Here is a 21,060-nt window from a genome sequence, read left to right on the forward strand (position 1 = left end):
CCCCGTTCAACCGCGGGCGAGCAGCAGGCCACCGGCGAACGACGCGCAGCCGGGCAGCACGGTGATCAACGCGGCCTGGTAGGCGTGGTAGACGTCGGGTTTGCCCGCCCACACGGTGGCCGCCGGGGCGTTGCCGTGGTCGAGTTCGTGGTGCCACGACCCGCCTTCCCGGTCCACGAAGTACTTCTCCGCGTGGTCGCACCACCGCCGGAACCACGAGCGGTACCGCGCGTCCCCGGTCGCCTGGTGCAGCACCCACGCCGCGGCCATCGCCTCGGCCACGACCCAGTGCAGGCGGCTGCGCACCACCGGCGTCCCCGCGAAGTCCGTGGTGTAGACGAAGCCTTCCGCACCGTCGACCGACCAGCCGTCCCGGACCGCGGCGTCGAACAGGGCACCAGCGCTCTCGAGCAGCCAGCCGGGCGCGCCGGGCCCCAGCGCGGTCCGCACGTGGACCGCCAGCCGGGCCCATTCGAAGAGGTGCCCGATGGTGACCCCGTACGGCCGGAACGGATGGGCCGGCTGGTCTCGGTGGTACTCCAGTACCTCGGTCCAGTCCGCCGTGAAGTGCTCGGGCAGCCGCCAGCCGTGCTTGCGGGCGACCTGGCCGGCGAATCGTTCGACGACGCGAGCGGCTCGATCGAGCAGCCGCGCGTCGCCGGTGGTTTCGCCGGCCGCGAGCAGGGCTTCGACGGCGTGCATGTTGGCGTTGGCGCCGCGGTAGGGCTCGAGCCGGGTCCACTCCCGGTCCCAGACGTCGGCCGCCAGGCCCGCCTCCGGCTCCCAGAAGCGTTCGTCGAACACGGCCAGCGCCTCGTCGAGCAAGGCACGGGCGCCGTCGATCCCGGCGGCGGCCGCGCTCGCCGCGGCGAGGACGACGAAGGCGTGCTCGTAGGCGCGTTTCTCGTCGACGGCCGGGCCGGCCACCGTGGCCGACGCGAACCAGCCGCCGTGCTCGCCGTCGTGCAACAGGCCGGTCAGCGCGGCGATCCCGTGCTCCGCGAGCTCGGCGTGCCCGGTTCGCCCCTCGAGCACGGCCAGCGCGAAGACGTGCGTCATCCGGCACGTGATCCAGGTTTCCACCGGTCGGTCGTGAACCGGCCGGCCTCGGTCGTCCAGCCAGGCGAAGCCGCCTCCCGGGTGCCGGGCGGCACGGGCGAACTCCAGCAGCCGATCCGGCTCGGCGAGCAACCAGGCCGGCACCACCTCGGCGGCGGGCAGACGGCTCTCGGGCACCAGACCTCCTCGTGTGCGCGATCTGCGCGTGGGCGGCATTGCTTCGCTCAACGCCGGATCCACCGCTGGTTGGCCTGCCCGTTGCAGGTCCAGAGCGCGATCCGGGTGCCGTTCGCGGTGCCCTGGTTCGCCGCGTCCAGGCACCGGCCCGACTGCGTGCCCTTGACGGACCCGTCGGACAGCGTGGTCCACTTCTGGTTGGCCTGGCCGGTGCAGTCCCAGATCTGGATGGCGGTGCCCGCGCTCGTGCCCTGCCCGGTGGCGTCGAGGCACTTGTCGCCGTAGACCCGCAGTTCACCGCTCGCGGTGGCCGTCCACTGCTGGTTGGCGCCGCCGTTGCAGTCCCACAGCTGCACCGCGGCGCCGTTGGTGTGGCTCGCCGACGCGACGTCGAGGCACCGGCCGGATTGCGCGCCGACGAGCGAGGTGCCGGACGGCTGCCCGATGCCGAAGAAGCGGATCACTTCGTCGGCGAGGATCTGCAGGTTGTGCGGCTGGCCCTGTTCCCGGATCGCCTCGACCTGGGAGCCGTGGCGGGTGCGGGTCCAGGTGCTGCGCGGGGTGTTGTACTCGGTCGAGGTCGGCGTCGTGCTCACGCCGTGCACGTTGGTCCACTGTTCGATCGCCTCACCGAAGTTGGCGAAGCGCAGCACGTCGTCCTCGGTGCCATGCCACAACTGCACCCGCGGCCGGGGGCCGCTGTAGCCGGGGTAGGCGCTGCGCACCGCATCGCCCCACTGCTGCGCGGTCTTGTCGACGCGGCCCTCGGCGCAGCCGGTGTGCCAGGACGCCGGGCCGGCGAAGCACCCGAACGGCACGCCCGCGAACGACGCGCCGGCCCGGAACACGTCCGGGTAGGACCCCAGCAGGACGTTGGTCATCATGCCGCCCGAGGAGTGCCCGGTGACGAACGTGCGGGCCGGGTCGCCGTGGTAGCGCTGCTGGACGTACTTGACCATCGACACGATGCCCTGTGCGTCGCCACCGCCGTTGTGGGTGAGCACCGCCGGGGAGTGCACGTCCCAGCACCCGTCGGAGCTGACCGCCGAGGGGTAGATCACGATGAACCCGTACCGGTCGGCCAGCGAGGCGTACTGCGTGCCGGCGTAGAAGTCCTGCGCGGTGCCGTGGCACCAGTGCACGCCGACCACCACGGCGGGCTGGGCCGCCACCGTGTCCGGCACGTACACGAACATCTTGATCCCGCTGGGGTTGGCGCCGAAGTCCCGGACCTCCTGCAACGACGCGGCCTGCGCCGTGGCGGGCATCAGCAGCGCCGCCAGGCAGGTGAGCAGGGCCGTGACGAAGACCGCCGCCGTCCTCGATCTGCTGTGTGCCATCCGAACCGCCTTGTCTCCTCGATGAGCTTCGACATTGTTAGGTTCCTGAAGAAACAAAGTCAAGACCGGCGCGGCCCGGTCCCGACGTGCCTTCTCGCGGCTTGATCACCCAGTAAGGTGTGCGGATGCGGCAGGAAGAGCCAAGCGCGCAGCGCGCCCGCCGGGCGAGTATCCGGCAGGTCGCCGCCGCCGCGGGCGTGTCCTCCTCCACCGTGAGCAACGTGCTGAACAACCCGGAGGTCGTGGCCAGGAGCACCCGGCGCCGGGTGGAGGACGCCATGTCCGAAGTGGGCTACGTCCGCAACGGCGCGGCCCGCCAGCTCCGCGGCGCACCGAGCACGATGGCCGGCTGTCTGTTGCTGGACACCGCCAACCCGTTCTTCGCCGAGGTTTCCCGGGGCATCGAGGACCGGCTCGCCGAGGCGGGTTGCCTGCTCATCGTCGGCAGCACCGACTCGCGTGCCGCCCAGGAGAACAACTACCTGCGCATGATGGAGGAACTGGGCGTGCGCGGCATCCTGGTCAACCCGGCGGGCTCGCGGCTGGACCGGCTGGTGCGGCTCAGCGAGCGCGGCACCCCGGTGGTCCTGGTCGACCACCCCCGGGAGGGTGCCGGGCTCTGCGCGGTCGCCGTCGACGACGTGCACGGCGGCGGCGTGGCCGCCGACCACCTCCTCCAGCTCGGGCACCGGCGGATCGCCTTCCTGAGCGGCCAGGAAGGCGTCCGGTCGCTGCGAGACCGCGCGGAGGGAATACGCCGGTCGATCACGGAGGCCGGCTTGGACGTTTCCTCGACGCTGGTCGAGATCCCGGTACCCGAGCCGTGCACGGTCGAGGTGGCCGACTCGGTCGTCGACCAGGTGCTGGCGGCATCGCCACGCCCGACCGCGGTCATCTGCTTCAACGACGTCGTCGCCTTGGGACAGCTGCGCGGCTTGCGCCGGCGCGGCATCCCGGTGCCCGGGCGGATGTCGGTGATCGGCTACGACGACGTCCAGTTCGCGGAGCAGCTCTCCCCCGCACTGACCACCGTCCGCCAGCCCAAGTACCAGCTCGGCCGCGCCGCCGCGGAACTGCTCCTGGCCGAGGACCGGCCCGGCCACCAGCACCAGGAGATCCGGTTCACCCCGGAGCTGGTCGTCCGCGCCTCCACTGCGCCGCCCGCGTCGACGTGGTGAAAGACTCGTTCACCACGTCGACGGCCGCCTTTCCCGGTCCCCTTACGCCCGGCGGGTCCAGACCTGGTTGGCGCCGCCGGTGCAGTTCCACACGATGACCGGCGTGTTGTCGGCGGTGCCGCCGCCGGACACGTCGAGACAGGCACCGGCCTGGGCGTTGGTGATCGTGCCGTTGGCGTTCACCGTCCACTTCTGACTGTTTCCGCCGCCGCACGAGTTGATCGTCACCGCCGCCCCCGGCTGCCCGCTCCCCGCGTCCATGCACTTCGCGCCGTCGTAGACCCGCAGCTCACCGGCCGGCGTCGGGGTCCAGCGCTGGTTGGTGCCGCCGTTGCAGGTCCAGACGACCAGTGCGGTGCCGTTCGCCTGGGACACGTTCGGCACGTCGACGCACTTGCCGGAGCCGGTGCCCACCAGGCTGACCGCCTGGTCGCCCGGTCCGGGGTCGCCGCCCGGGACGTCGAGCGGGCAGGTGCTGCGATAGCCCGAAACGCCGGTCGAATCCGCCAGCGCCGGGCACAGGAACTTGCCGTAGCGGGTGTCGTGGTCGACGAAGATCTTCAGCCAGGGGATGACCCGCCGCATCATCACCGAGTTCGACGACGTCGGGAAGGCGTGCCCGGCACCGGCCAGTTCGAGGTAACCCTTCTCCACCCCGGCCGGAATGCCGTTGTAGAGGTTCTGGACGCTCGACGGGGTGACCGTCCCGTCGTACTGCCCGGCCAGCAGCAGGGTGGGGACCTTGTCGTTGGTCAGGTTCTGCGACGGGCTGAACGGCGCCAGCCCGACCGCCGCCCACAGCGAAGGCCGGCGCAGCGCCGCGGACATCGCGCCGCCCCCGCCCATCGAGTGGCCCATCACCGCCAGCCGCTTGGTGTCGACCCGGTCCCGCACCGAACTGCGCTGGGTCAGGTAGTCCAGGGCCGCCAGCAGCTGGGTGCCGCGGGCGGTGTCGAAGTCGTTGCGGCTGAGGGTGTCGATCCCGATGACGACGAACCCGAACGAGGCCAGCCAGTGCCCCATCCACGCGCCTTCGGCCGCCCAGGTGGCGGTGTAGCCGGGAACGATCGCGATCGCGCCGAAGGTCCCCTGGCCGGTGTCCGTGGGGTAGTAGATCTTTCCCGCGGCGAAGCCGTTCCCGCCGCCCACGGTCTGCTCCGCGGTCGCGAAGGTCCCCCGGGTGGCCGCGACGCTCGCGGTGGTCGGTTCCGGCCCCCGCTGGTACGGGTTGTCGGCGGCGAAAGCCGGTCGGGCGCCGGCCGGCGTGACGGCCCCGAGCGCGACCGCGACGGCGGCCAGAGCCACCGCCCATCTCAGTTTACCGAACATGCGAACGCATCCTTTCCTTGACGTGCACCACGAGCAGGCAGCTCACCCAGAAACGCCGAGGGGGCACTTTCCCGTGAAAGTGCCCCCCTGGGGTCGGCACGTTCACGGGGAAGTCACCCGAGGACCGCGGCGAGCCGGGCCGCGATCTTCCGGTGCCCCGCGTCGTTCGGATGCGTGCCGTCCGCGGTGTCGGTGGCCGGGTCGATCCAGCCTTCGGTGGAGACGTACCGGACCTTGCCGTCGCCCGCGTTGTTCCGGGCCGCCACCGCGGCCTTCGTCTCGGGGACGTACCACCGCTTGAAGATCTCCATCGCGTGGATGGTGGCGTTCGGGTACTTCGCGCGGATCCGTTGCAGCAGCGTGACGTAGGCGCTCTGGAACTGGGCGCCGGACACGTTGTGCGCCTTGTCGTTGGTGCCGAGGTTGAGCACCACGTCACTCACCTGGTACCGCGAGAAGTCCCAGTCCGGGGTGCCGGTGTCGAGGCCGGTCTTGAGGAACCGGTCCCGCATGCCGATGCAGCCGTCGGACGACGGGTACAGGCAGACGCTGGGACGGGCGATCTGGGTCGCCGCGGCACCCAGCCGGTCCGCGGTCACCTGGGGGTAGGCGGTCAGCGCCTCCTTCGACGACCGGTAGCCCGCGGTGATCGAGTCACCGACGAACTCGACGATCCGGGACGGCACCTTCGGCACCACGGTGTGCGCCCCGGGATCCAGGAGCACGCCCTGGAACACCTCGTCACCGTGGTAGGAACCGGCGTCCTGGCGGTAGGCGACCCGCAGCGTGTGCGTGCCAGGAGGCAGCCGCGACGGCGTCAGGTTCACCGTCCCGCTGACCCCCTTGTAGGACACCCAGCCGCCGCCGTCGATGCCCGCGTACAGGTCGACGCTGCCGCGCTGCCGCAGTTTCACCGTGGTGCCGGTGAACCCGACCACCGCGTGGGCACCGGTCCACCCGGGCACGTACGCGCCCGGCGACCGGGTGTCCCACCGCCCGGAGTACCGGATGTTGGCATCGGAGGGCGACCCGTCACCCGTGGCGGCGGCGGCCGGGTGCACCACCGTGGTGACCGCGGCCACGACCGCGACCGCCAGCGTCGCTGCCCGCGGCTTCCTGCTCATCGTCATCAATCGTCCGTTTCTGGCCGAAGGAAGTGTGATTCAGGCGTGAAAGCGCTTTCCCCTCGTTACCGGCCGTTCCGGTAAGAATGGAACCGCACTCCCCGAGACGGTGGCAAGACTGCTCTCCGTCGAATTTTGCGAATGGCGACGGATGCGGTGACAAATTTTCTCCTGCAACTGAACGATAAGCCGGTGCCGGATTCCACGGTTCGGCTTCCCCGGTGTCCCCTACCTGGCGGCGTCGACGTCGGCCTGCAGCTCGGCGGTGAACGCCTTGGCGGCCGCCTCGGGGGCGGCCCGGTCGAACAACACGTCCTCGGCGTGCCGCTTGAGGATCGTCTCGACGGTGCTCGCGCCGTTGGGCGTGACCCGGGGTGGGTCACTCACCTTGATCTCGTTCAGGTAGTCGGCCGCCGCCTTGTCGGTGGGCTTGAGGCTGCTGTCGATGGCCGTGCGGATCTTCGTGTTGGCCGGGACGCCGCGGTCGGTCAGCATGATCTTCGCCGCGTCCGGGTCGTTGGCCAGGAAGTCCAGCAGCAGCGCGGCTTCCGCGGGGTGCTTGGAGCGGGCCGAGACCGACCAGAACATCGACGGCTTGTAGTACGCGGCGTGTGCCTGGGCGTCCCCGGGCAGCTTGAGCAGCTTCAGGTTCTGGCCGCTCGCCGCGCTCAGCGTGGTCAGCTGGGTGTTCCAGCAGAAACCGAACGCGGTGGCGTTGGTGGCCACGGCCGACTGGGCGAGCGTGCCGCCGGCCTTTTCGATGGTGACCGAGGGCGGTGGCGCGGCGCCGCCGCGGGCCAGGTCCCGCAGGTAGGTGAAGTAGCGGGTCAGGACCTCGGGCGGGATGGCGACCTTGCCCTTGTCGTCGAACAGCGACCCACCGGCCTGACCGGCCCAGATCTGCAGGCCGCCGGCGTCGCTGAAGCCCGGTGACTGCACGCCCCACACCGAGCCGCCACCGGCCTTCGACACCTGCTCCCCGACCTTCTTGAGGTCGTCCCACGACCAGGTGGCGTCGTCGGGGAGCGGGATCTGGTACTTGGCCAGCAGGTCGGTGTTGGCCACCATCGCGTAGGAGCCGAGGCCCACCGGCAGTCCGTACTGCTGTCCGTCGATCGCGCCGGTGGCCAGCGCCTTGGCGTCGAAGTCGCCGGTGTTCAGGTGCGTCTTCTCGGTGTTCAGGTCCAGCAGGGCGCCGCGCTGGGCGTAGGAGGCGAGGTAGAGCTCGTCCATCTGGATGACGTCCGGCGCGTCGTTGGCCGCGACGGTGGTGGCCAGGCTGTCCCAGTAGCTGTTCCAGTCCTTGAACTCCCCGCGCACGGTGATGTTCGGGTGCTTCTTCTGGAACAGCTCGATCACCTGCTGGGTCCGCTTGTGCCGGTCGTCGGCACCCCACCAGGTGAAGCGCAGCGTCACCGGCCCGGCGGACAGCTCGCCGCCCCCGCCGGAGCCGGACGAACAGGCGACCGGCAGGGACGCGGTCAGCGTCAGCAGAACCGCCCACGCGAAGCGGCGGATACGTCTCGAGCGCATGGTCTTGTTTCCTTTCCGGGGCTACTTGCCCCCGGTCGTGGCGATGCCCCGGACGAGGTAGCGCTGTCCGAAGAGGAACGCCAGGAAGATCGGGAGCAGGGAGAGGACACTCATCGCGAACAGCGAGCCCCAGGAGGTCGTCGAAGTGGCGTCGACGAACGAGCGCAGGGCGACGGGAACGGTGTACATCTCGGGATCGGTCAGGTAGATCAGCTGGCTGAAGAAGTCGTTCCAGGTCCAGATGAACGTGAAGATCGTCGTGGTGGCCAGCGCCGGCTTCATCAGCGGCAGGATGATCCGCAGGAAGATCCGGGGGTGGCCACAGCCGTCGATGCGCGCCGCCTCGTCCAGCTCCCGCGGCAGCCCGCGGATGAACTGCACCATCAGGAAGACGAAGAACGCGTCCGTGGCCAGCATCTTGGGGACGATCAGCGGCAGGACCGTGTTCACCCAGCCCAGCTGCGAGAACAGGATGTACTGCGGCACGATGATCACGTGGATCGGCAGCATGATGGTGCCGAGCATGATGGCGAACCACCAGCGCTTGCCGGTGAATTCCAGCCGGGCGAAGGCGTAGGCCGCCATGGAGCACGACACCAGGTTGCCGATGATGCAGCCGAGCACCACGATCGCCGAGTTGACCAGGTAGTGCCCGAACGGCGACGCCAGCGCGGTCCAGCCGTCGGCGTAGTTCTGGACCCGCAGGTGGTCCAGCACCAGGCCGGGGCTGCGGAAGATCTCGTCGTTCGGCCGCAGCGAGCTCACGACCATCCACAGCACCGGGTACAGCATGACCACGGCGAGCAGCACCAGGCCGGCGTGCTTGCCCACGGTCCGCAAGGTGGCGGTTTCAGTCGTCATAGAACACCCAGAACCTCGACGCCCAGAAGTTGATCCCGGTGAACCCGGCGATGATCAGCAGCAGGGACCACGCGAGCGCGGAAGCGTAACCCATGTCGAAGCGCGCGAAGCCCTGCTGGTACAGGTAAAGCGTGTAGAGCATGGTGGAGTCCGCGGGGCCGCCGGTGCCGCCGGACACCACGAACGCCTGGGTGAACGACTGGAACGCGTGGATCACCTGCAGCACCAGGTTGAAGAAGATGATCGGCGACAGCAGTGGCAGGGTGATCCGCCGGAACCGGGTCCACTTGCCGGCGCCGTCGATGGCCGCGGCTTCGTAGTAGACCGCGGGGATCTGCCGCAGCCCGGCCAGGAAGATGATCATCGGCGCGCCGAACGTCCACACGTTGAGCACGATGAGGGTGGACAGCGCGGAATCCGGGTCGGAGATCCAGCCGTGCCCGCTGATGCCCACCAGGGCGAGCAGGCGGTTCACCAGCCCCTCGGTCCCGAAGATCTGCCGCCACAGCACCGCGATCGCCACGCTCGAGCCGAGCAGCGACGGCAGGTAGAACGCCGACCGGTAGAAGGCCAGCCCGCGCATGCCCCGGTCCAGGAGCATGGCGACGCCGAGCGCGCACGCCAGCTGCAGCGGCACGGACACCAGGACGTAGGTGAAGGTCACGCCCAGCGCGTTGTGCAGCCGCTCGTCGGTGAAGATCCGGGCGAAGTTGGCCGTCCCGATGAACTTCGGCGGCTGGATGAGGTTGTACTTGGTGAAGCCGAGACCGAGCGACGCCGCGATCGGCCCGGCGGTGACGAACAGCAGCCCGGCGAACCACGGCAGCAGGAACCAGAACGCGGCCTTGTTGTCGCGCTTGGAGGACTGCGCGCCGCGCCGGCGCAGTCCTCTGAGTTCGTCGAGGGTGCTCACGCCGCCGACTCTCCCCTGAAACTCGGAAAACGCATTCCCGGAGTGTGGTCCGCGGCACACACCGCGTCAAGAGTGGGTCAGCGAGCCGCCGCGGCACGCTCGCGCGTGCTGTCCCGGACGACCAGCCTGCCTTCGACGGTCACGTGGGTGACCGCACCGGGTTCGCCGAGGGCGAGCCGGATCGCCTCGGCTCCGGCGTACGCGAGCGGCAGCGCCACGGTGGTGAGCCTCGGCGTGACGTTGACCGCGAGCCCGACGTCGTCGAACCCGGTCAGCGACACGTCGTCCGGCACGGCGACCCCGGCCTCGCGCAGAGCGCGGAGCGCGCCGACGGCGAGCAGGTCGTTGACCGCCAGCACGGCGTCGGTCCCCCGCAGCCCTTCGGCGGCGAGCCGGTGCGCCACCTCGAACCCGCCCTCCCGGCTCACCGGGCAGTGCACGATCCGCACCGCGGACCCGTCGACGCCGCCCGCCCGAAGGCCTTCGACGAACCCGGCGGTCCGGGCCGCCGGGGCGGCCTCCCCCCTGGCGCCCGCGATGATCGCGACGCGGCGGTGCCCCGACTCGGCCACGTACCCGCCGAGCCGTCGGGCGGCCCCGTGGTTGGCGAACCCGACCGAGTGGAACGGCAGGTCCGTGTCCCCGACGATCACCACCCGCCCCCCGTCGTGCTCGTAGGCGCGCAGCTCCGCGAGCAACCGCCCGGACAGCGCGCCGGCGTCGACCCGGCCGGAAGTGAGCACCAGCGCCCGCGGGCGCAGCGCACGAACGCGGCGGATGGTCTCGAGCTGGCGTTCGGGGTCGCCGCGAGTCGCCGAGACGGTCACGAAGGCACCGGCGGTGCTGGCCGCCCGCTCCATCGCCGACACCACGATCGCCATCGACGGCGTGGTGACGTCGTCGGCGACCAGTGCCAGCGAGTCGCTCACCCGCCGCATCGCCCGCGCGGACGCGTCCGCCGTGTACCGCAGCCGCTCGGCCGCGGCCAGGACGCGCTCCCGGAACTCCGGCGCGACGGTCCGGGAACTGGCCCCCAGCACCCGGGACGCCGTCGCGAGCGACACCCCGGCGGCCGCCGCGACGTCGTGCAGCGTCACGGTGTCCCGTGCCGGATGCGGCATCACTACCCCACTTCGAACGCACCGATGTCCGGCTTCCCGGTGTACAGCGGGGTCCCCGCGTAGTCACGGCCACCGTTGCCGCTGATCGCGACGCCCCGGTTGACCGCGGGTGATCCGGAACGGACCCGGAGACCGTACGCCGCCGCGAGCCGCGGCCCGGACTCCGGTGTGCCTGCCGTCCAGTCCGGCGAGCCGGTGAACTGCGGATCCGCGCGGACGGCGTGCGCGTCACCGGAGGGCACCGGCAGGGAGGCGCCACCGTAGAGGTTGCTGTCGTACCGGATCGTCGGGCTGGTGGTGAGCGATGCCCCGGCCACCTTCGAGTACAGGATGTTGCCCGTGATGTCGTACGACGAGGCCAGGGAAGACCCGTAGCCGTAGACCAGGTGCTTGCCGCGGTCGTTGTAGATCGTGTTGCCGTACACCTTGGCCTTCGCCGCCTTGTCGGAGTGCAGGTAGACGGGGTACCGGGTGTTGCCGGCGATCACGTTGTAGCGCAGCACGACGTCACCGAAGACGAACTGGCACAGCAGGATGCCGTCGCCGTTGCCGTGGGACCAGTTGTACTGGACGACCACCTTCGTGGTGCCCTTGTCGGCGTCGATGCCGTTGGAGTCCGCGCCGTTGGCCTTCGGCTTGGTCTCGGCGACCTCGTTGGACTGGATGGTCACGTCGTCGGCGAAGTAGGCCTCGATGCCCGACGTGCCGGCCCGGTGGACGACGTTCCGCTCGACCAGCGCGTGCCGGACGCCGGTGAGGTACACGCCGTTGCACCCGTAGGCGGTGCCCGGCTGGCTGATGTGGTTGCCGCGGATCACCACGTTGGTGTGCGGGGTGAACCTCGTGTCGCCCGCGCTCGCGCGGCTTCCCCAGCCGGTGGCGACGGCGCCGGGGGCGTCCCCGGAGTACTGCTTGACCGAGATGCCGGCGAACGAGGTGTTGGCGATGACCGAGTTCTGGATGGTGACGCCGTCGAGCACCGTCGGGGTCGCCGGGGGTGCGCCGACGTTCGCCACCGTGGAGTCGAAGACGATGCCGCCGGTCTTCTTCGACCGGTCCCAGCCCATCTTGAAGTGGATGCCGGGCGCGTTGTCCGCGGTGTCGCCACCGATCCAGTTCACCTCGCCGGTGACGTCGTGGACGTGCACGCCGTCGATGACGAAGCCGTGGAGCTGCCGGCCACCGGTGCCGGTGACGTGGATGCCCCGCAGGTCCTTGAGGTTCGCGCCGGGTGTGCTCGTGGCCGGCGCCTGGTTGGTCACCTCGAGGCGCCGGATCGTCCAGAACTCCTGGTCGGAGAGGCGCACGGTGTCGCCGACCGCGCCGCCGCCGTCGATCCGGGGGTTCGCGCCGTCGCCGTACCGGTCGACCGTGATGGGCGCGCCCGACGCGCCGGAGCCTTTCGGCCACAGCTGCCCGTTCCACCGGCCACCCGCCCGGAGCAGGATCTGGTCACCGGGCCGGAAGGTCACCTGGTTGACCCGCGCGAGGCTGCGCCACGCGTGCGCGCTGTCCAAGCCCGAGGAGGCATCGTTGCCCTGCGTGGCGTCGACGTAATAGCTCACTCCCGCCGCGGCGGGACCCGCGGGCGAAGCGAGCGCGACCTGGGCCGGGGCGACGAGCAGGGCCGCCGCGAGCAATCCGGGAGCGGCATGCCTGGAGATACTGAGCATGTGGGGACCTCTCACACCATCGTGGAGCCACACTGTCGAGTTCATTGCATCGGAAAACGTATTCCACCATCTATCGTGCGGATCCACAAGAACCCGCGAAGCGAGCGAAAGAGTTCGGGCACGTCATGACCGAGGAACGCATCGGCTCCTCCCCCACCCTGCGGGACGTCGCCGCGGAGGCGGGCGTGTCCCCGGCCACCGCGTCGCGGGCGCTCAACGGCAGCACCCGCAACGTCAGCGCGGAAAGGCTCGCTCTCGTGCTGCAGGCGGCCGAGAAACTCGGCTATGCGCCGAACCTGTCCGCGCAGGCCACCGCCCGGGGCTCGACGAAGACGGTGGCGCTGATCGTGCACGACGTCGCCGACCCCTACTTCTCCTCCATCGCCGCGGGGGCCATCGAGGGCGCCGAAGCCGCCGGCCTGACCGTGACCATGGCGGTCACCGACCGGTCACCCGACCGGGAACTGGAGATCGTCTCGACCCTGCGTGGCCACCGGCCGCACGCCATCGTCCTCGCCGGGAGCCGGATCGGCGACGACCAGGACGCACTGGCCGGAGAACTGCGCGCCTACGAGGCCGCGGGCGGGCGCGTGGCCGTGGTGAGCCAGCCGGGCCTGCCGTACGGAACCGTCACGATCGACAACCACCAGGCCGCCGCGGACCTCGCGGCCGCGCTGGTCGCGCACGGGTACCGGCGCTTCGCCGTGCTGCGCGGCCCGGACGACCTGCGCACCTCCAGGGACCGGTCGGACGGGTTCCTCGCCGGCCTCGCCCGGGACGGGAACGCGGTCGTGATCGAAACCGGCTTCACCGAGGACGGCGGCCACACGGCCATGACCGATCTGCTCGGCCGCGGCCTGGACGGCGTCGAGCTGGTGTTCGCGGTCAACGACGTCATGGCGATCGGCGCCATGCGGGCACTGCGCGACGCGGGCCTGGTCCCCGGCCGCGACCTCGCCGTGGCCGGCTTCGACGACATCGACGCCGCCACCGACGTGGACCCCGCCCTGAGCACCGTCCGGGTCCCCATGCGGGCCATGGGCCGGCGCGCGATCGAACTCGTCCTGGCCGGCGGAGACGGGAACGAGGTCGTGTGGCTGCCGACGACGGTCTGCCTGCGGGACAGCTCACCGGGCCGGGCATGAACTCCCCGGCGCCACATTCGAACCGTTCGACAATTCGCGGCTGACTTCGCTGAACATTTCCGCGGCTGGGCACGTTCACAGATATTCGCGCACCGAGTCTTGCGGCTGTCCCCGACTTGCGGTTCCATCGTCACCAGAACCGCACTCAGTCGCGTGCGTACACTCCCGGCGTGAACCGGCGTTTCCCTTTCCACGGACCAAGTAAGCGCTTTCTTATGGTCCGGCTCGCACGCCGTCCGAGACGCTCACCAGGAGAGGACCGAGGATGAGCAGACGATCGAGTCGCCATCGGACCCCGAGGATCGCCGCCCTTGCGGTGGTGACGCTGACCGCGTCGACGGTGAGCGTGGACCGGGCCGCCGCCGCGGATCCCGCGCCCTGGCCGGCGAACCCCGCCTGGCAGCGGTACGTCCAGGCACCGGCCACGCCGAACGTGACCCCGGTCGCCGTGGTGAGCACGTCGGGCAACGTCACCAACGCGGCCGCGTTGACCTCGGGTGGCAGCGGCAGTGCCAAGCTGACCATGGTGCCCGGCGGGCCCGCACCGAGAATCCTCTTGGACTACGGCAAGGACGTCGGTGGCTTCCCGTACTTCGCGGTGACGGCGGCGAGCGGCAACCCGGTGCTGCGCGCCGCCTACAGCGAGGGCAGGCAGTTCATGAGCGCCAAGGGGGACGGCGGCGGCGCGTTCAACGCGGGCGACAAGTCCAGGGCCAACAGCTACACCGTCCGGGGGGCCGGGACGATCAACCACGGCTTGATCCAGGGCGGCGAGCGGTTCCAGGAGATCACGCTGACCTCCCCCGGCTCGCTCACGCTCAGCGCGGTCGGCATCCGGTTCAGCGCCTACCGCGCGACGGCGGACAAGTACCAGGGGTACTTCATGTCCAGTTCCGACGAGCTGAACAAGATCTGGTACGCCGGGACCTACACCAACGAGCTCAGCATGCTGCCCGCGGGACTGGCGGGCAACCAGTCACCCCTGATCCTGGACGGGGCCAAACGGGATCGCAACGTCTGGATCGGGGACATCTACCTGGAGGGCCCGACCAACTACGTGAGCCTGGGCGGCAACGGCAACGAGTACCTCAAGCAATCCATCCGGCTGCTCGGCAGCCACCAGCTCAGCAGCGGCTTCGTCACCGGGTGCCTGGCACCGCAGACCCCGGTGCACACCGGCCCGCCGATCCCCGGCACGACCGCGTGCTACTCGACGAGCTACTCCCTCTACTTCGCTCCCGACCTGGCCGACTACTACCGCGCGACCGGCGACCTCGATTTCGCCCGGCAGCAGTTCCCGATCGTGCAGCGGCAGCTCGGCTGGAACGCCTCGCGGCTCAACTCGCTCGGCCTGCTGGTCACCGACACCAGCGACGGCCTGGACTGGGACTGGTACGACGGCAACAAGACCGGCGCGGTGAGCATGTACAACATGCTGTACCACCTGAACCTGACCGAGGCCGCCTACCTGGCGCGGGAGACGGGCCGGCCCGATCTCGCGACGCAGTACACGAACCGGGCGGGGGCCCTGCGCACCGCGATCAACACCCACCTCTTCAACGCCCGCACCGGTGTCTACGACCTCAGCGACCAGAAACGCGGCACCGTCGCCCAGGACGCCAACGCCGCCGCGGTCACGTTCGGGGTCGCGCCACCCGGTGCCGTCCCCGGCATCCTGGCCAAGCTGAAGTCCACGCTGTGGGGCCCCCACGGCCCGCAGCCCTTCTCCGCCGACACCGGCTACGCCAAGCTGGTCAGCCCGTTCGTCTCCGGCTTCGAGCTGCGCGCCCGGCTGGCCACCGGCGACACCGCCGGCGCCACGCAGCTGCTGACCGATGTCTGGGGCCAGATGGTCCGGCCCGGCCCGAACTTCACCGGCGCCCTCTGGGAGAACCTCAACCCCGACGGCACCATCCCGAAGGGCAGCACGAGCCTGGCACACGGCTGGTCGTCCGCACCCACCTCGGCGCTGACCGGCTACGTGCTCGGCGCCCGGCCGGTCGGCGCCGGCTACGCCACCTGGATCGTCCAGCCGCAACCCGGCTCGCTGAGCTGGACCGTGGGCCAGGTGCCCACCCCGCGCGGGCCGCTGGCGGTCAAGTGGGGCCGCGCGGGTGGCGGCGGGTTCGACATGGAGGTCACCGCTCCGGACGGGACCAGCGGCACCATCGCCGTCCCGGCCGCCGGCCCGGGCACGGCGATCACCGTGAACGGCACGACCGTCTGGGACCGCGGAACGTTCACCGCCGGTGCCGGAGTCACCAGCGCGCACAGCGACGGGTCCTACGTGCACCTCTCCGTCAACGCCTCGGGCAGCTACCGCGTGGCCGCCCGCGGTGGTGCGGGTGCGTGAGACCGGGACGAACGAACAACCGCGGGGTATTGCCGGGCGGTGTTTTCCGGCGGTACCGTCGTCACACCGACCAGTCCAAGGCCCGGCACTTGGCTGAAGATCGATTGTAACGTCGCAAATCCCACCCGCCCCGACTGGTGGCACGGGGTCGCCCACGGGCCCGCGAGGCAGCGCTCCGCACAACGCAGTGCTTGGAGGAAAAGATGATTCCTGTTCCCACCGCCCCACGGAAACGGCGAAGCCGGTGGTTCGGCGCGCTGTCGGCCGCCGCCCTGGCCGGCACCGCCCTGCTCGGCGCCCCCGCCGCGTCGGCGGCGACCGGCGGTCCGCTCGTCGGCGCCGGTTCCGGCCGGTGCCTCGACGTGACCGGAGCGAGCCAGGCCGCCGGAACCGCGCTGGAGATCTGGGACTGCCACGGCGGCGCCAACCAGAACTGGATCACCACCCCGGCCGGGGAACTGCGGGTCTACAACGGGACGATGTGCCTGCAACCACAGGACAACCAGACGGCGGCCGGCACGAAGGCGGTGATCGGCAACTGCACCGGCGGGCCGAACCAGCAGTGGCGGCTGGGCGGCGACGGCTCGGTCACCGGCGTGGCGTCCGGGCTGTGCCTGGACGTGTCCGGAGCCGCCACGGCGAACGGAGCGGCCGTGGTGCTGTGGACCTGCAACGGGCAGAGCAACCAGAAGTGGACGTTCCAGGGTGGCGGCAACGGGCCCGATTGCAACGTCGCAACCGTGGACCCGAACGCCACGCCGCAGGCCCGGCGCCTGCTGTGCTACCTCTACAGCCAGTACGGCAACCACATCATCTCGGGCCAGCAGGAAACCAACGGCAGCGAAAACGAGTTCGGCTTCATCGCCGGCCACACCGGAAAGACCCCGGCGATCCGCGGGCTGGACATGTGCGACCGCCCCGGCGCCGTCGACCGCGCGGCCGCCTGGTGGAACGCCGGCGGTATCCCCATGATCGGCTGGCACGTCGGCGCGCCGGCCACCAGCCGCTGCAACTACGGCGGGACCGCGTCGATCACCAACACCCTCACCCCCGGCACCCGCGAATACGCCTCCTACACCGCCGAGCTGGACGAAGCGGCCGGCCAGCTGCGGCGCCTGCAATCCCAGAACGTCGCCGTCCTCTGGCGGCCGTACCACGAGGCGGGCGGCACCTGGTTCTGGTGGAGCAAGGAGGGCGGCGCGCAGTACCAGCGGCTGTGGAAGTTCCAGTTCAACTACTTCGTCAACGTCAAGGGCATTCACAACCTGGTGTGGCTGTGGCCGTCCAACGGCGAGCCGAATTCCGCCTTCTACCCCGGGAAGTCCTATGTGGACGTCGGTGGCGCCGACACCTACGTCAACGACCGCGGCCCGCTGACGTCGCTGTTCAACGCCACCCGCAGCATCGTCGGCGCCACGATCCCGATCGCCCTGCACGAGAACGGCGCCATCCCCGACCCGGCCCGGCTCCAGTCCACCGGCACCCGCTGGGTCACCTTCTGCACGTGGAACGGCACCTGGATCACCGGTCAGGACCCCGGTTACCTCAGGACCACCTTCACCAGCCCCTACGTCGTCACCCGCGACGAGGTCCCCAACCTCAGGTGACCGGGACTCCGCGCAGCTGCCTTGGAGGAAAGATGAGGTCTTTCTCGACGAAGGAGAACCGTGCACCGGCCCGGTTGCCGCGTTCGGCGCTCGTGTCCCTGCTCGCGGTCGTGCTCGGCGCGACGAGCGGAGCCCCGCCGGCTTCGGCGGCTCCGCCGGGTGCCGGCCCGGCGGGGCCCGCGGTGACCGCCGGCCTCGACGGGGTCACCGCGGGCAACGCGGCGATCGCCTCGGCCGACCTGGCCGGGAGGTGGAGCTTCACGCCGGCCGGGCGGGCGACGACCTCGATCACGGTGCCCGGGGGTGGCTGGTACAAGCAGGGCTTCACCGACGTGAACGAGGCGGTGTACTCCCGCACCGTCACCGTGCCGGACGCCGGGCAACCGCAGTCCACCTGGATCGAGTTCGGCGCCGTCAACCACCAGGCGACCCTGTCGGTGGACGGGCGGGTGGTCGCCACCCGGACCACCTCGTTCACGCCGTCCGGCTTCGACATCAGTGCCCACGCCGCCCCCGGCACCACCCACACGATCAGCGTGGCCGTCAAGGGCCGGGGCGCGTTGAAGACGCCGGCGGGCAAGTACCTCGTCCCCCAGGCCGCCGAGTGGTCGGAGGCGGTTCCCCAGGGCATTTTCCGCTCGGCGTTCCTGCGGGTGTACCCGGCCGTGCACGTCAGCGACACGTTCGTCCGCACTTCCGTCGCCGATCGGACTCTCACTTACGACGTGTCCGTCACGAACACCTCGGCCGGCAGCCGGACGGTGACCCTGACCGGCTCGCTCGCTTCGGACACCGGCGCGTCATTCGGCTACCCGGCGCTGCCGAGCCGCACGGTCACCGTGGCCGCCCGCTCGACCGCCAAGGTGACGATCGGCCCGGTGGCGTGGAACCTCGGCTCCGCTTCGTACTGGTGGCCCAACGTGCCCTACCGGCCGGGGTACCGCGCCCAGCTGCACACCCTGTCGGTGCACGCGGCGACGGACGACGGCCGCACCAGCGACGCGCGCTACCGGTTCGGCTTCCGGGAAAGCACCCAGAACGGCGAGCACTACCACCTCAACGGCGTGCGGGTGAACTACCGCGGCGACAGCCTGCAGGGCGCCGACTACGACCGGATCAACAACGGTGGCAAGGGTGACGCCTACGACACGCTGCCCGGCTTCCTCCCGCCGTCCGCCACCAACGGCGGCTGGCCACAGGCGATCGGCAACTACCAGCGGCTCAACTACAACGTGGTGCGGATCCACCAGGAGCCGGCCAGCCCGTACATGCTGGACGTCGCCGACGAGCTCGGCCTGATGATCATCGACGAGACCGCGATCCGCGGCTGGGCACAGGACTTGGCCGCCGGCCGCCAGTACAACGTGGACCACGCCCGCGACCTCGTCCTGCGCGACCGCAACCACCCGGCGGTCGTCCGGTGGAGCCAGATCAACGAACCGAACTTCACCGATGACTCCGAGAGTTTCGAGCAGGCCCTCTACACGGCGATGAACGGCAACGACGGCACCCGGCCGATCAGCATCGACGCCTCGCCCGGCGGCGATGCGCCCAGCCGGTACCCGAACATGAACTACCCGAACTTCGCCATTTTCCCGCACTACCTCGACGGCAACAGCAAGTACGGCGAGGCCGTGCGCCCGGTGGCCGGCCAGCCCGACGGCGAGGGCGAGTACCTCTGGCCGGCGTGCAGCACCAAACAGGGCTTCCTGTGGTTCGGCACGACAACCATCGCCAAGCGCGGCAAGGACGCCGACGACCTGCGCCCGTACACCCTGCTGTCCGCCTGGGCCGGCTTCGTCCCGGGGGTGCGGACCACCGACTTCCGCACCGAGGAGGACCGCAACCCGGTCTACGGGGCGGACAACCTGCCCGACCCGTGGAGCAACCCGGTGGTCCAGCGGGTCCAGGCCGCGTTCAACCCGGTCGCCGCGATCGACCTGCCGTACTGGTCGGCCTCCGGCGCGTCGGACGCGAACGCCACCTTCCCGCTCCCGCAAGCAGTGGGCGGGTACTCCGCCGGCAGCACGATCAGCCGCGACATCACGGTGTTCAACGACGACTTCACCGGCACCGCGGTAGGGCTCGGCTGGAGCGCCCGGCTCGACAGTCCCACCGGGACGGAGGTCGCGTCGGGCAGCACCACCCTCACCGTCCCCCTGGGCTCCCGGACGACGCACACCGTGTCGTTCAAGGCCCCGGCCGGCGGCTCCCGGGTGTACCTCGTCTTGTCCACCACCAAGTCCGGGAGCACCACGTTCCGCGACTCGGTGGAGTACTTCACCCTCGGCAGCACCGGCCCGGCACCGGGCAGCTACCGCATCGTCGCCCGCCACAGCGGCAAGCCGCTGGCCATCGCCGCCGGCTCCACCGCCGACGGCGCCAAAGCCGTCCAGCAGTCCGGAACCACGACCTGGGCCTCGGCACCGTCCAGGGCGGGGCCTACACCCTGCGCCACGCCGCGACCGGCAAGGTGCTCGACGTCAACGGACACGCCACGGCAACCGGGGTGCAGCTGCAGCAGTGGACCCCACCGGCGCCACCAACCAGCAGTGGTACCTGCGGCCGACGGGCGACGGATACTACACCATCGCCGGCTACGAAAGCGGGCTGGTGGCCGACGTCCACGGAAATTCGACCGCCGACGGCGCCGCGGTCGTGCAGTGGACGGCCACCGGCGGCACCAACCAGCAGTGGCAACTGATCCCGGCCTGACGGTCAACCACCCACCTCACCCACGGAGTCTCCCATGACCATGCAACGACGTGCTTTCCTGCGTGCCGGCGCGGCCGGAGCGGCGGGCCTCGGCCTCGGCCTGCTCGGCGCGGGACCGGCACTCGCCACCGTCACCCCGCTGGGCGCGCCGGCCACGACGTTCGCCGTGGGCGTCCGCCAGTACAACTGGACGCGCGGCAACCGCCCGATCACCACCTACGTGTACTACCCGGCCAAGGGCACGCCCGGCGGCGGGCCGGTCACCAACGCACCCGTCGCCGACGGCGTGTTCCCCGTCTGCGAATACACCCACGGCAGCGGCGGCAGCCCGCAGGGCTCCCTTTCGCACATCCAGCCGCTGGCCGCGGCGGGCTTCATCGTGCCGGGGCCGCACTTCCGCAACGCGAACATCGGCGACACCTACAACGGCAACCTCGGCCGGGACGTCTCCGAGGTCATCACCCGGACCTTGGCGCTCAACACGGCCAACGACCCGTTGCGGGGCCACGTCAACACCACGGCAGGCGTAGGGGCGTACGGCTATTCGATGGGCGGTATGACCACGCACAGCCTGCTCACCGTCGCGCCCGACCCGCGGATCACCGCGGCGGTCCCGATGTCCTGTGTGGACATGGGCAACCCGGCCGCGTCGGTCAAGGCCAAGGTCCTGTTCATCCACGGCGACCGGGACCAGCTGTGCCCCTACTCCTCCGCCCGTCAGGCCTACCGGGAACTGCCGCGCCCCAAGGCGTTCCTCACCTTCCGCGGCGCGGATCACAGCAGCTACTTCCGGGACGCCCGCGCCCGCAACACCTTCGTGGACTGGATGCGCTGGGGCCTGTACGCCGACACGGCCGCCCGTGACCGCCTCCGCGGCGACGCCTCCTCCAGCGGCACCACCTGGGAGGCCGAGCTGTAACCGAGCACACTGA

Annotated in this window: 15 protein-coding genes and 1 pseudogene; 7 read left to right on the plus strand and 9 right to left on the minus strand. The window is 70.7% G+C overall.

From position 1 onward, the window contains the following. Positions 1 to 6 precede the first annotated feature (6 nt). Together ACLJQE_RS33445 and ACLJQE_RS33450 are read right to left on the minus strand one after the other, a co-directional pair. Positions 7 to 1,236 carry an AGE family epimerase/isomerase gene (locus tag ACLJQE_RS33445; RefSeq protein WP_410643529.1) on the minus strand — a complete coding sequence of 410 codons (1,230 nt, stop codon included), beginning with the start codon at positions 1,234 to 1,236 and terminating at the stop codon, positions 7 to 9. Positions 1,237 to 1,283: 47 nt separating this feature from the next. Further along, positions 1,284 to 2,576, minus strand: a complete 1,293-nt coding sequence (locus tag ACLJQE_RS33450; protein WP_410643530.1) for a PHB depolymerase family esterase — start codon at positions 2,574 to 2,576, stop codon at positions 1,284 to 1,286. A gap of 125 nt (positions 2,577 to 2,701) precedes the next feature. On the opposite strand from ACLJQE_RS33450, the gene ACLJQE_RS33455 reads away from it, so the two are divergent. Continuing rightward, a complete protein-coding gene (locus ACLJQE_RS33455) occupies positions 2,702 to 3,754 on the plus strand; it encodes a LacI family DNA-binding transcriptional regulator (RefSeq protein ID WP_410643531.1) in 1,053 nt (350 codons plus the stop codon). Positions 3,755 to 3,796: 42 nt separating this feature from the next. Here ACLJQE_RS33455 and ACLJQE_RS33460 read toward each other — a convergent pair whose 3' ends face one another. The 7 genes from ACLJQE_RS33460 to ACLJQE_RS33490 form a co-directional block, all read right to left on the minus strand. Beyond that, positions 3,797 to 5,083: a ricin-type beta-trefoil lectin domain protein gene (locus tag ACLJQE_RS33460; RefSeq protein ID WP_410643532.1), complete on the minus strand. Its 1,287-nt coding sequence runs from the start codon at positions 5,081 to 5,083 to the stop codon at positions 3,797 to 3,799. A 113-nt stretch (positions 5,084 to 5,196) separates the two neighbouring features. Further along, positions 5,197 to 6,207 carry a GDSL-type esterase/lipase family protein gene (locus tag ACLJQE_RS33465; RefSeq protein WP_410643533.1) on the minus strand — a complete coding sequence of 337 codons (1,011 nt, stop codon included), beginning with the start codon at positions 6,205 to 6,207 and terminating at the stop codon, positions 5,197 to 5,199. Positions 6,208 to 6,435: 228 nt separating this feature from the next. Beyond that, the gene (locus ACLJQE_RS33470) at positions 6,436 to 7,740 is read right to left on the minus strand and encodes an ABC transporter substrate-binding protein (RefSeq protein ID WP_410643534.1); all 1,305 of its coding nucleotides are present in this window, start codon (positions 7,738 to 7,740) and stop codon (positions 6,436 to 6,438) included. Positions 7,741 to 7,761: 21 nt separating this feature from the next. Beyond that, complete coding sequence (locus tag ACLJQE_RS33475; RefSeq protein ID WP_410643535.1) at positions 7,762 to 8,601, minus strand: carbohydrate ABC transporter permease; 840 nt, start codon at positions 8,599 to 8,601, stop codon at positions 7,762 to 7,764. After that, positions 8,591 to 9,514 (minus strand): carbohydrate ABC transporter permease, encoded by a 924-nt coding sequence (locus ACLJQE_RS33480; RefSeq protein ID WP_410643536.1) that lies wholly within the window; start codon positions 9,512 to 9,514, stop codon positions 8,591 to 8,593. The genes ACLJQE_RS33475 and ACLJQE_RS33480 overlap by 11 nt, the downstream gene beginning before the upstream one ends. A 77-nt stretch (positions 9,515 to 9,591) precedes the next feature. After that, entirely contained in the window at positions 9,592 to 10,635 is a 1,044-nt protein-coding gene (locus ACLJQE_RS33485; protein ID WP_410643537.1) for a LacI family DNA-binding transcriptional regulator, read from the minus strand. A 2-nt stretch (positions 10,636 to 10,637) separates the two neighbouring features. Then, a complete protein-coding gene (locus ACLJQE_RS33490) occupies positions 10,638 to 12,308 on the minus strand; it encodes a right-handed parallel beta-helix repeat-containing protein (RefSeq protein WP_410643538.1) in 1,671 nt (556 codons plus the stop codon). 125 nt (positions 12,309 to 12,433) lie between these two features. Here ACLJQE_RS33490 and ACLJQE_RS33495 point away from each other — a divergent pair, with 125 nt between their 5' ends. The 6 genes and pseudogenes from ACLJQE_RS33495 (at position 12,434) to ACLJQE_RS33520 (ending at position 21,047) form a co-directional block, all read left to right on the plus strand. Further along, positions 12,434 to 13,453 carry a LacI family DNA-binding transcriptional regulator gene (locus ACLJQE_RS33495; protein WP_410643539.1) on the plus strand — a complete coding sequence of 340 codons (1,020 nt, stop codon included), beginning with the start codon at positions 12,434 to 12,436 and terminating at the stop codon, positions 13,451 to 13,453. 265 nt (positions 13,454 to 13,718) lie between these two features. Next, on the plus strand, positions 13,719 to 15,806 hold the full coding sequence (locus ACLJQE_RS33500; protein ID WP_410643540.1) for an alpha-L-rhamnosidase C-terminal domain-containing protein: 2,088 nt from the start codon (positions 13,719 to 13,721) through the stop codon (positions 15,804 to 15,806). A gap of 203 nt (positions 15,807 to 16,009) precedes the next feature. After that, the gene (locus ACLJQE_RS33505) at positions 16,010 to 17,413 is read left to right on the plus strand and encodes a glycosyl hydrolase (RefSeq protein WP_410643541.1); all 1,404 of its coding nucleotides are present in this window, start codon (positions 16,010 to 16,012) and stop codon (positions 17,411 to 17,413) included. Between the two features lie 32 nt (positions 17,414 to 17,445). After that, positions 17,446 to 18,882, plus strand: a pseudogene (locus ACLJQE_RS33510) (glycoside hydrolase family 2 TIM barrel-domain containing protein); the annotation flags it as partial. Positions 18,883 to 19,936: 1,054 nt separating this feature from the next. Then, positions 19,937 to 20,128, plus strand: a complete 192-nt coding sequence (locus ACLJQE_RS33515; protein WP_410643579.1) for an RICIN domain-containing protein — start codon at positions 19,937 to 19,939, stop codon at positions 20,126 to 20,128. 34 nt (positions 20,129 to 20,162) lie between these two features. Further along, positions 20,163 to 21,047, plus strand: coding sequence for an alpha/beta hydrolase family protein (locus tag ACLJQE_RS33520; RefSeq protein ID WP_410643542.1), 885 nt, complete (start codon positions 20,163 to 20,165; stop codon positions 21,045 to 21,047). The last annotated feature ends 13 nt before the right edge of the window (positions 21,048 to 21,060 follow it).

This window comes from Amycolatopsis sp. lyj-346, from assembly GCF_046548975.1.
Taxonomy (GTDB): Bacteria; Actinomycetota; Actinomycetes; order Mycobacteriales; family Pseudonocardiaceae; genus Amycolatopsis.

Bases quoted from the DNA above. Each gene is read 5' to 3' on its own strand.
- ACLJQE_RS33465 (WP_410643533.1), bottom strand. From the start codon at position 6,207: ATGAGCAGGAAGCCGCGGGCAGCGACGCTGGCGGTCGCGGTCGTGGCC.
- ACLJQE_RS33505 (WP_410643541.1), top strand. From the start codon at position 16,010: ATGATTCCTGTTCCCACCGCCCCACGGAAACGGCGAAGCCGGTGGTTC.
- ACLJQE_RS33460 (WP_410643532.1), bottom strand. From the start codon at position 5,083: ATGTTCGGTAAACTGAGATGGGCGGTGGCTCTGGCCGCCGTCGCGGTC.
- ACLJQE_RS33485 (WP_410643537.1), bottom strand. From the start codon at position 10,635: ATGCCGCATCCGGCACGGGACACCGTGACGCTGCACGACGTCGCGGCG.
- ACLJQE_RS33500 (WP_410643540.1), top strand. From the start codon at position 13,719: ATGAGCAGACGATCGAGTCGCCATCGGACCCCGAGGATCGCCGCCCTT.
- ACLJQE_RS33490 (WP_410643538.1), bottom strand. From the start codon at position 12,308: ATGCTCAGTATCTCCAGGCATGCCGCTCCCGGATTGCTCGCGGCGGCC.
- ACLJQE_RS33455 (WP_410643531.1), top strand. From the start codon at position 2,702: ATGCGGCAGGAAGAGCCAAGCGCGCAGCGCGCCCGCCGGGCGAGTATC.
- ACLJQE_RS33470 (WP_410643534.1), bottom strand. From the start codon at position 7,740: ATGCGCTCGAGACGTATCCGCCGCTTCGCGTGGGCGGTTCTGCTGACG.
- ACLJQE_RS33450 (WP_410643530.1), bottom strand. From the start codon at position 2,576: ATGGCACACAGCAGATCGAGGACGGCGGCGGTCTTCGTCACGGCCCTG.
- ACLJQE_RS33495 (WP_410643539.1), top strand. From the start codon at position 12,434: ATGACCGAGGAACGCATCGGCTCCTCCCCCACCCTGCGGGACGTCGCC.
- ACLJQE_RS33520 (WP_410643542.1), top strand. From the start codon at position 20,163: ATGACCATGCAACGACGTGCTTTCCTGCGTGCCGGCGCGGCCGGAGCG.
- ACLJQE_RS33475 (WP_410643535.1), bottom strand. From the start codon at position 8,601: ATGACGACTGAAACCGCCACCTTGCGGACCGTGGGCAAGCACGCCGGC.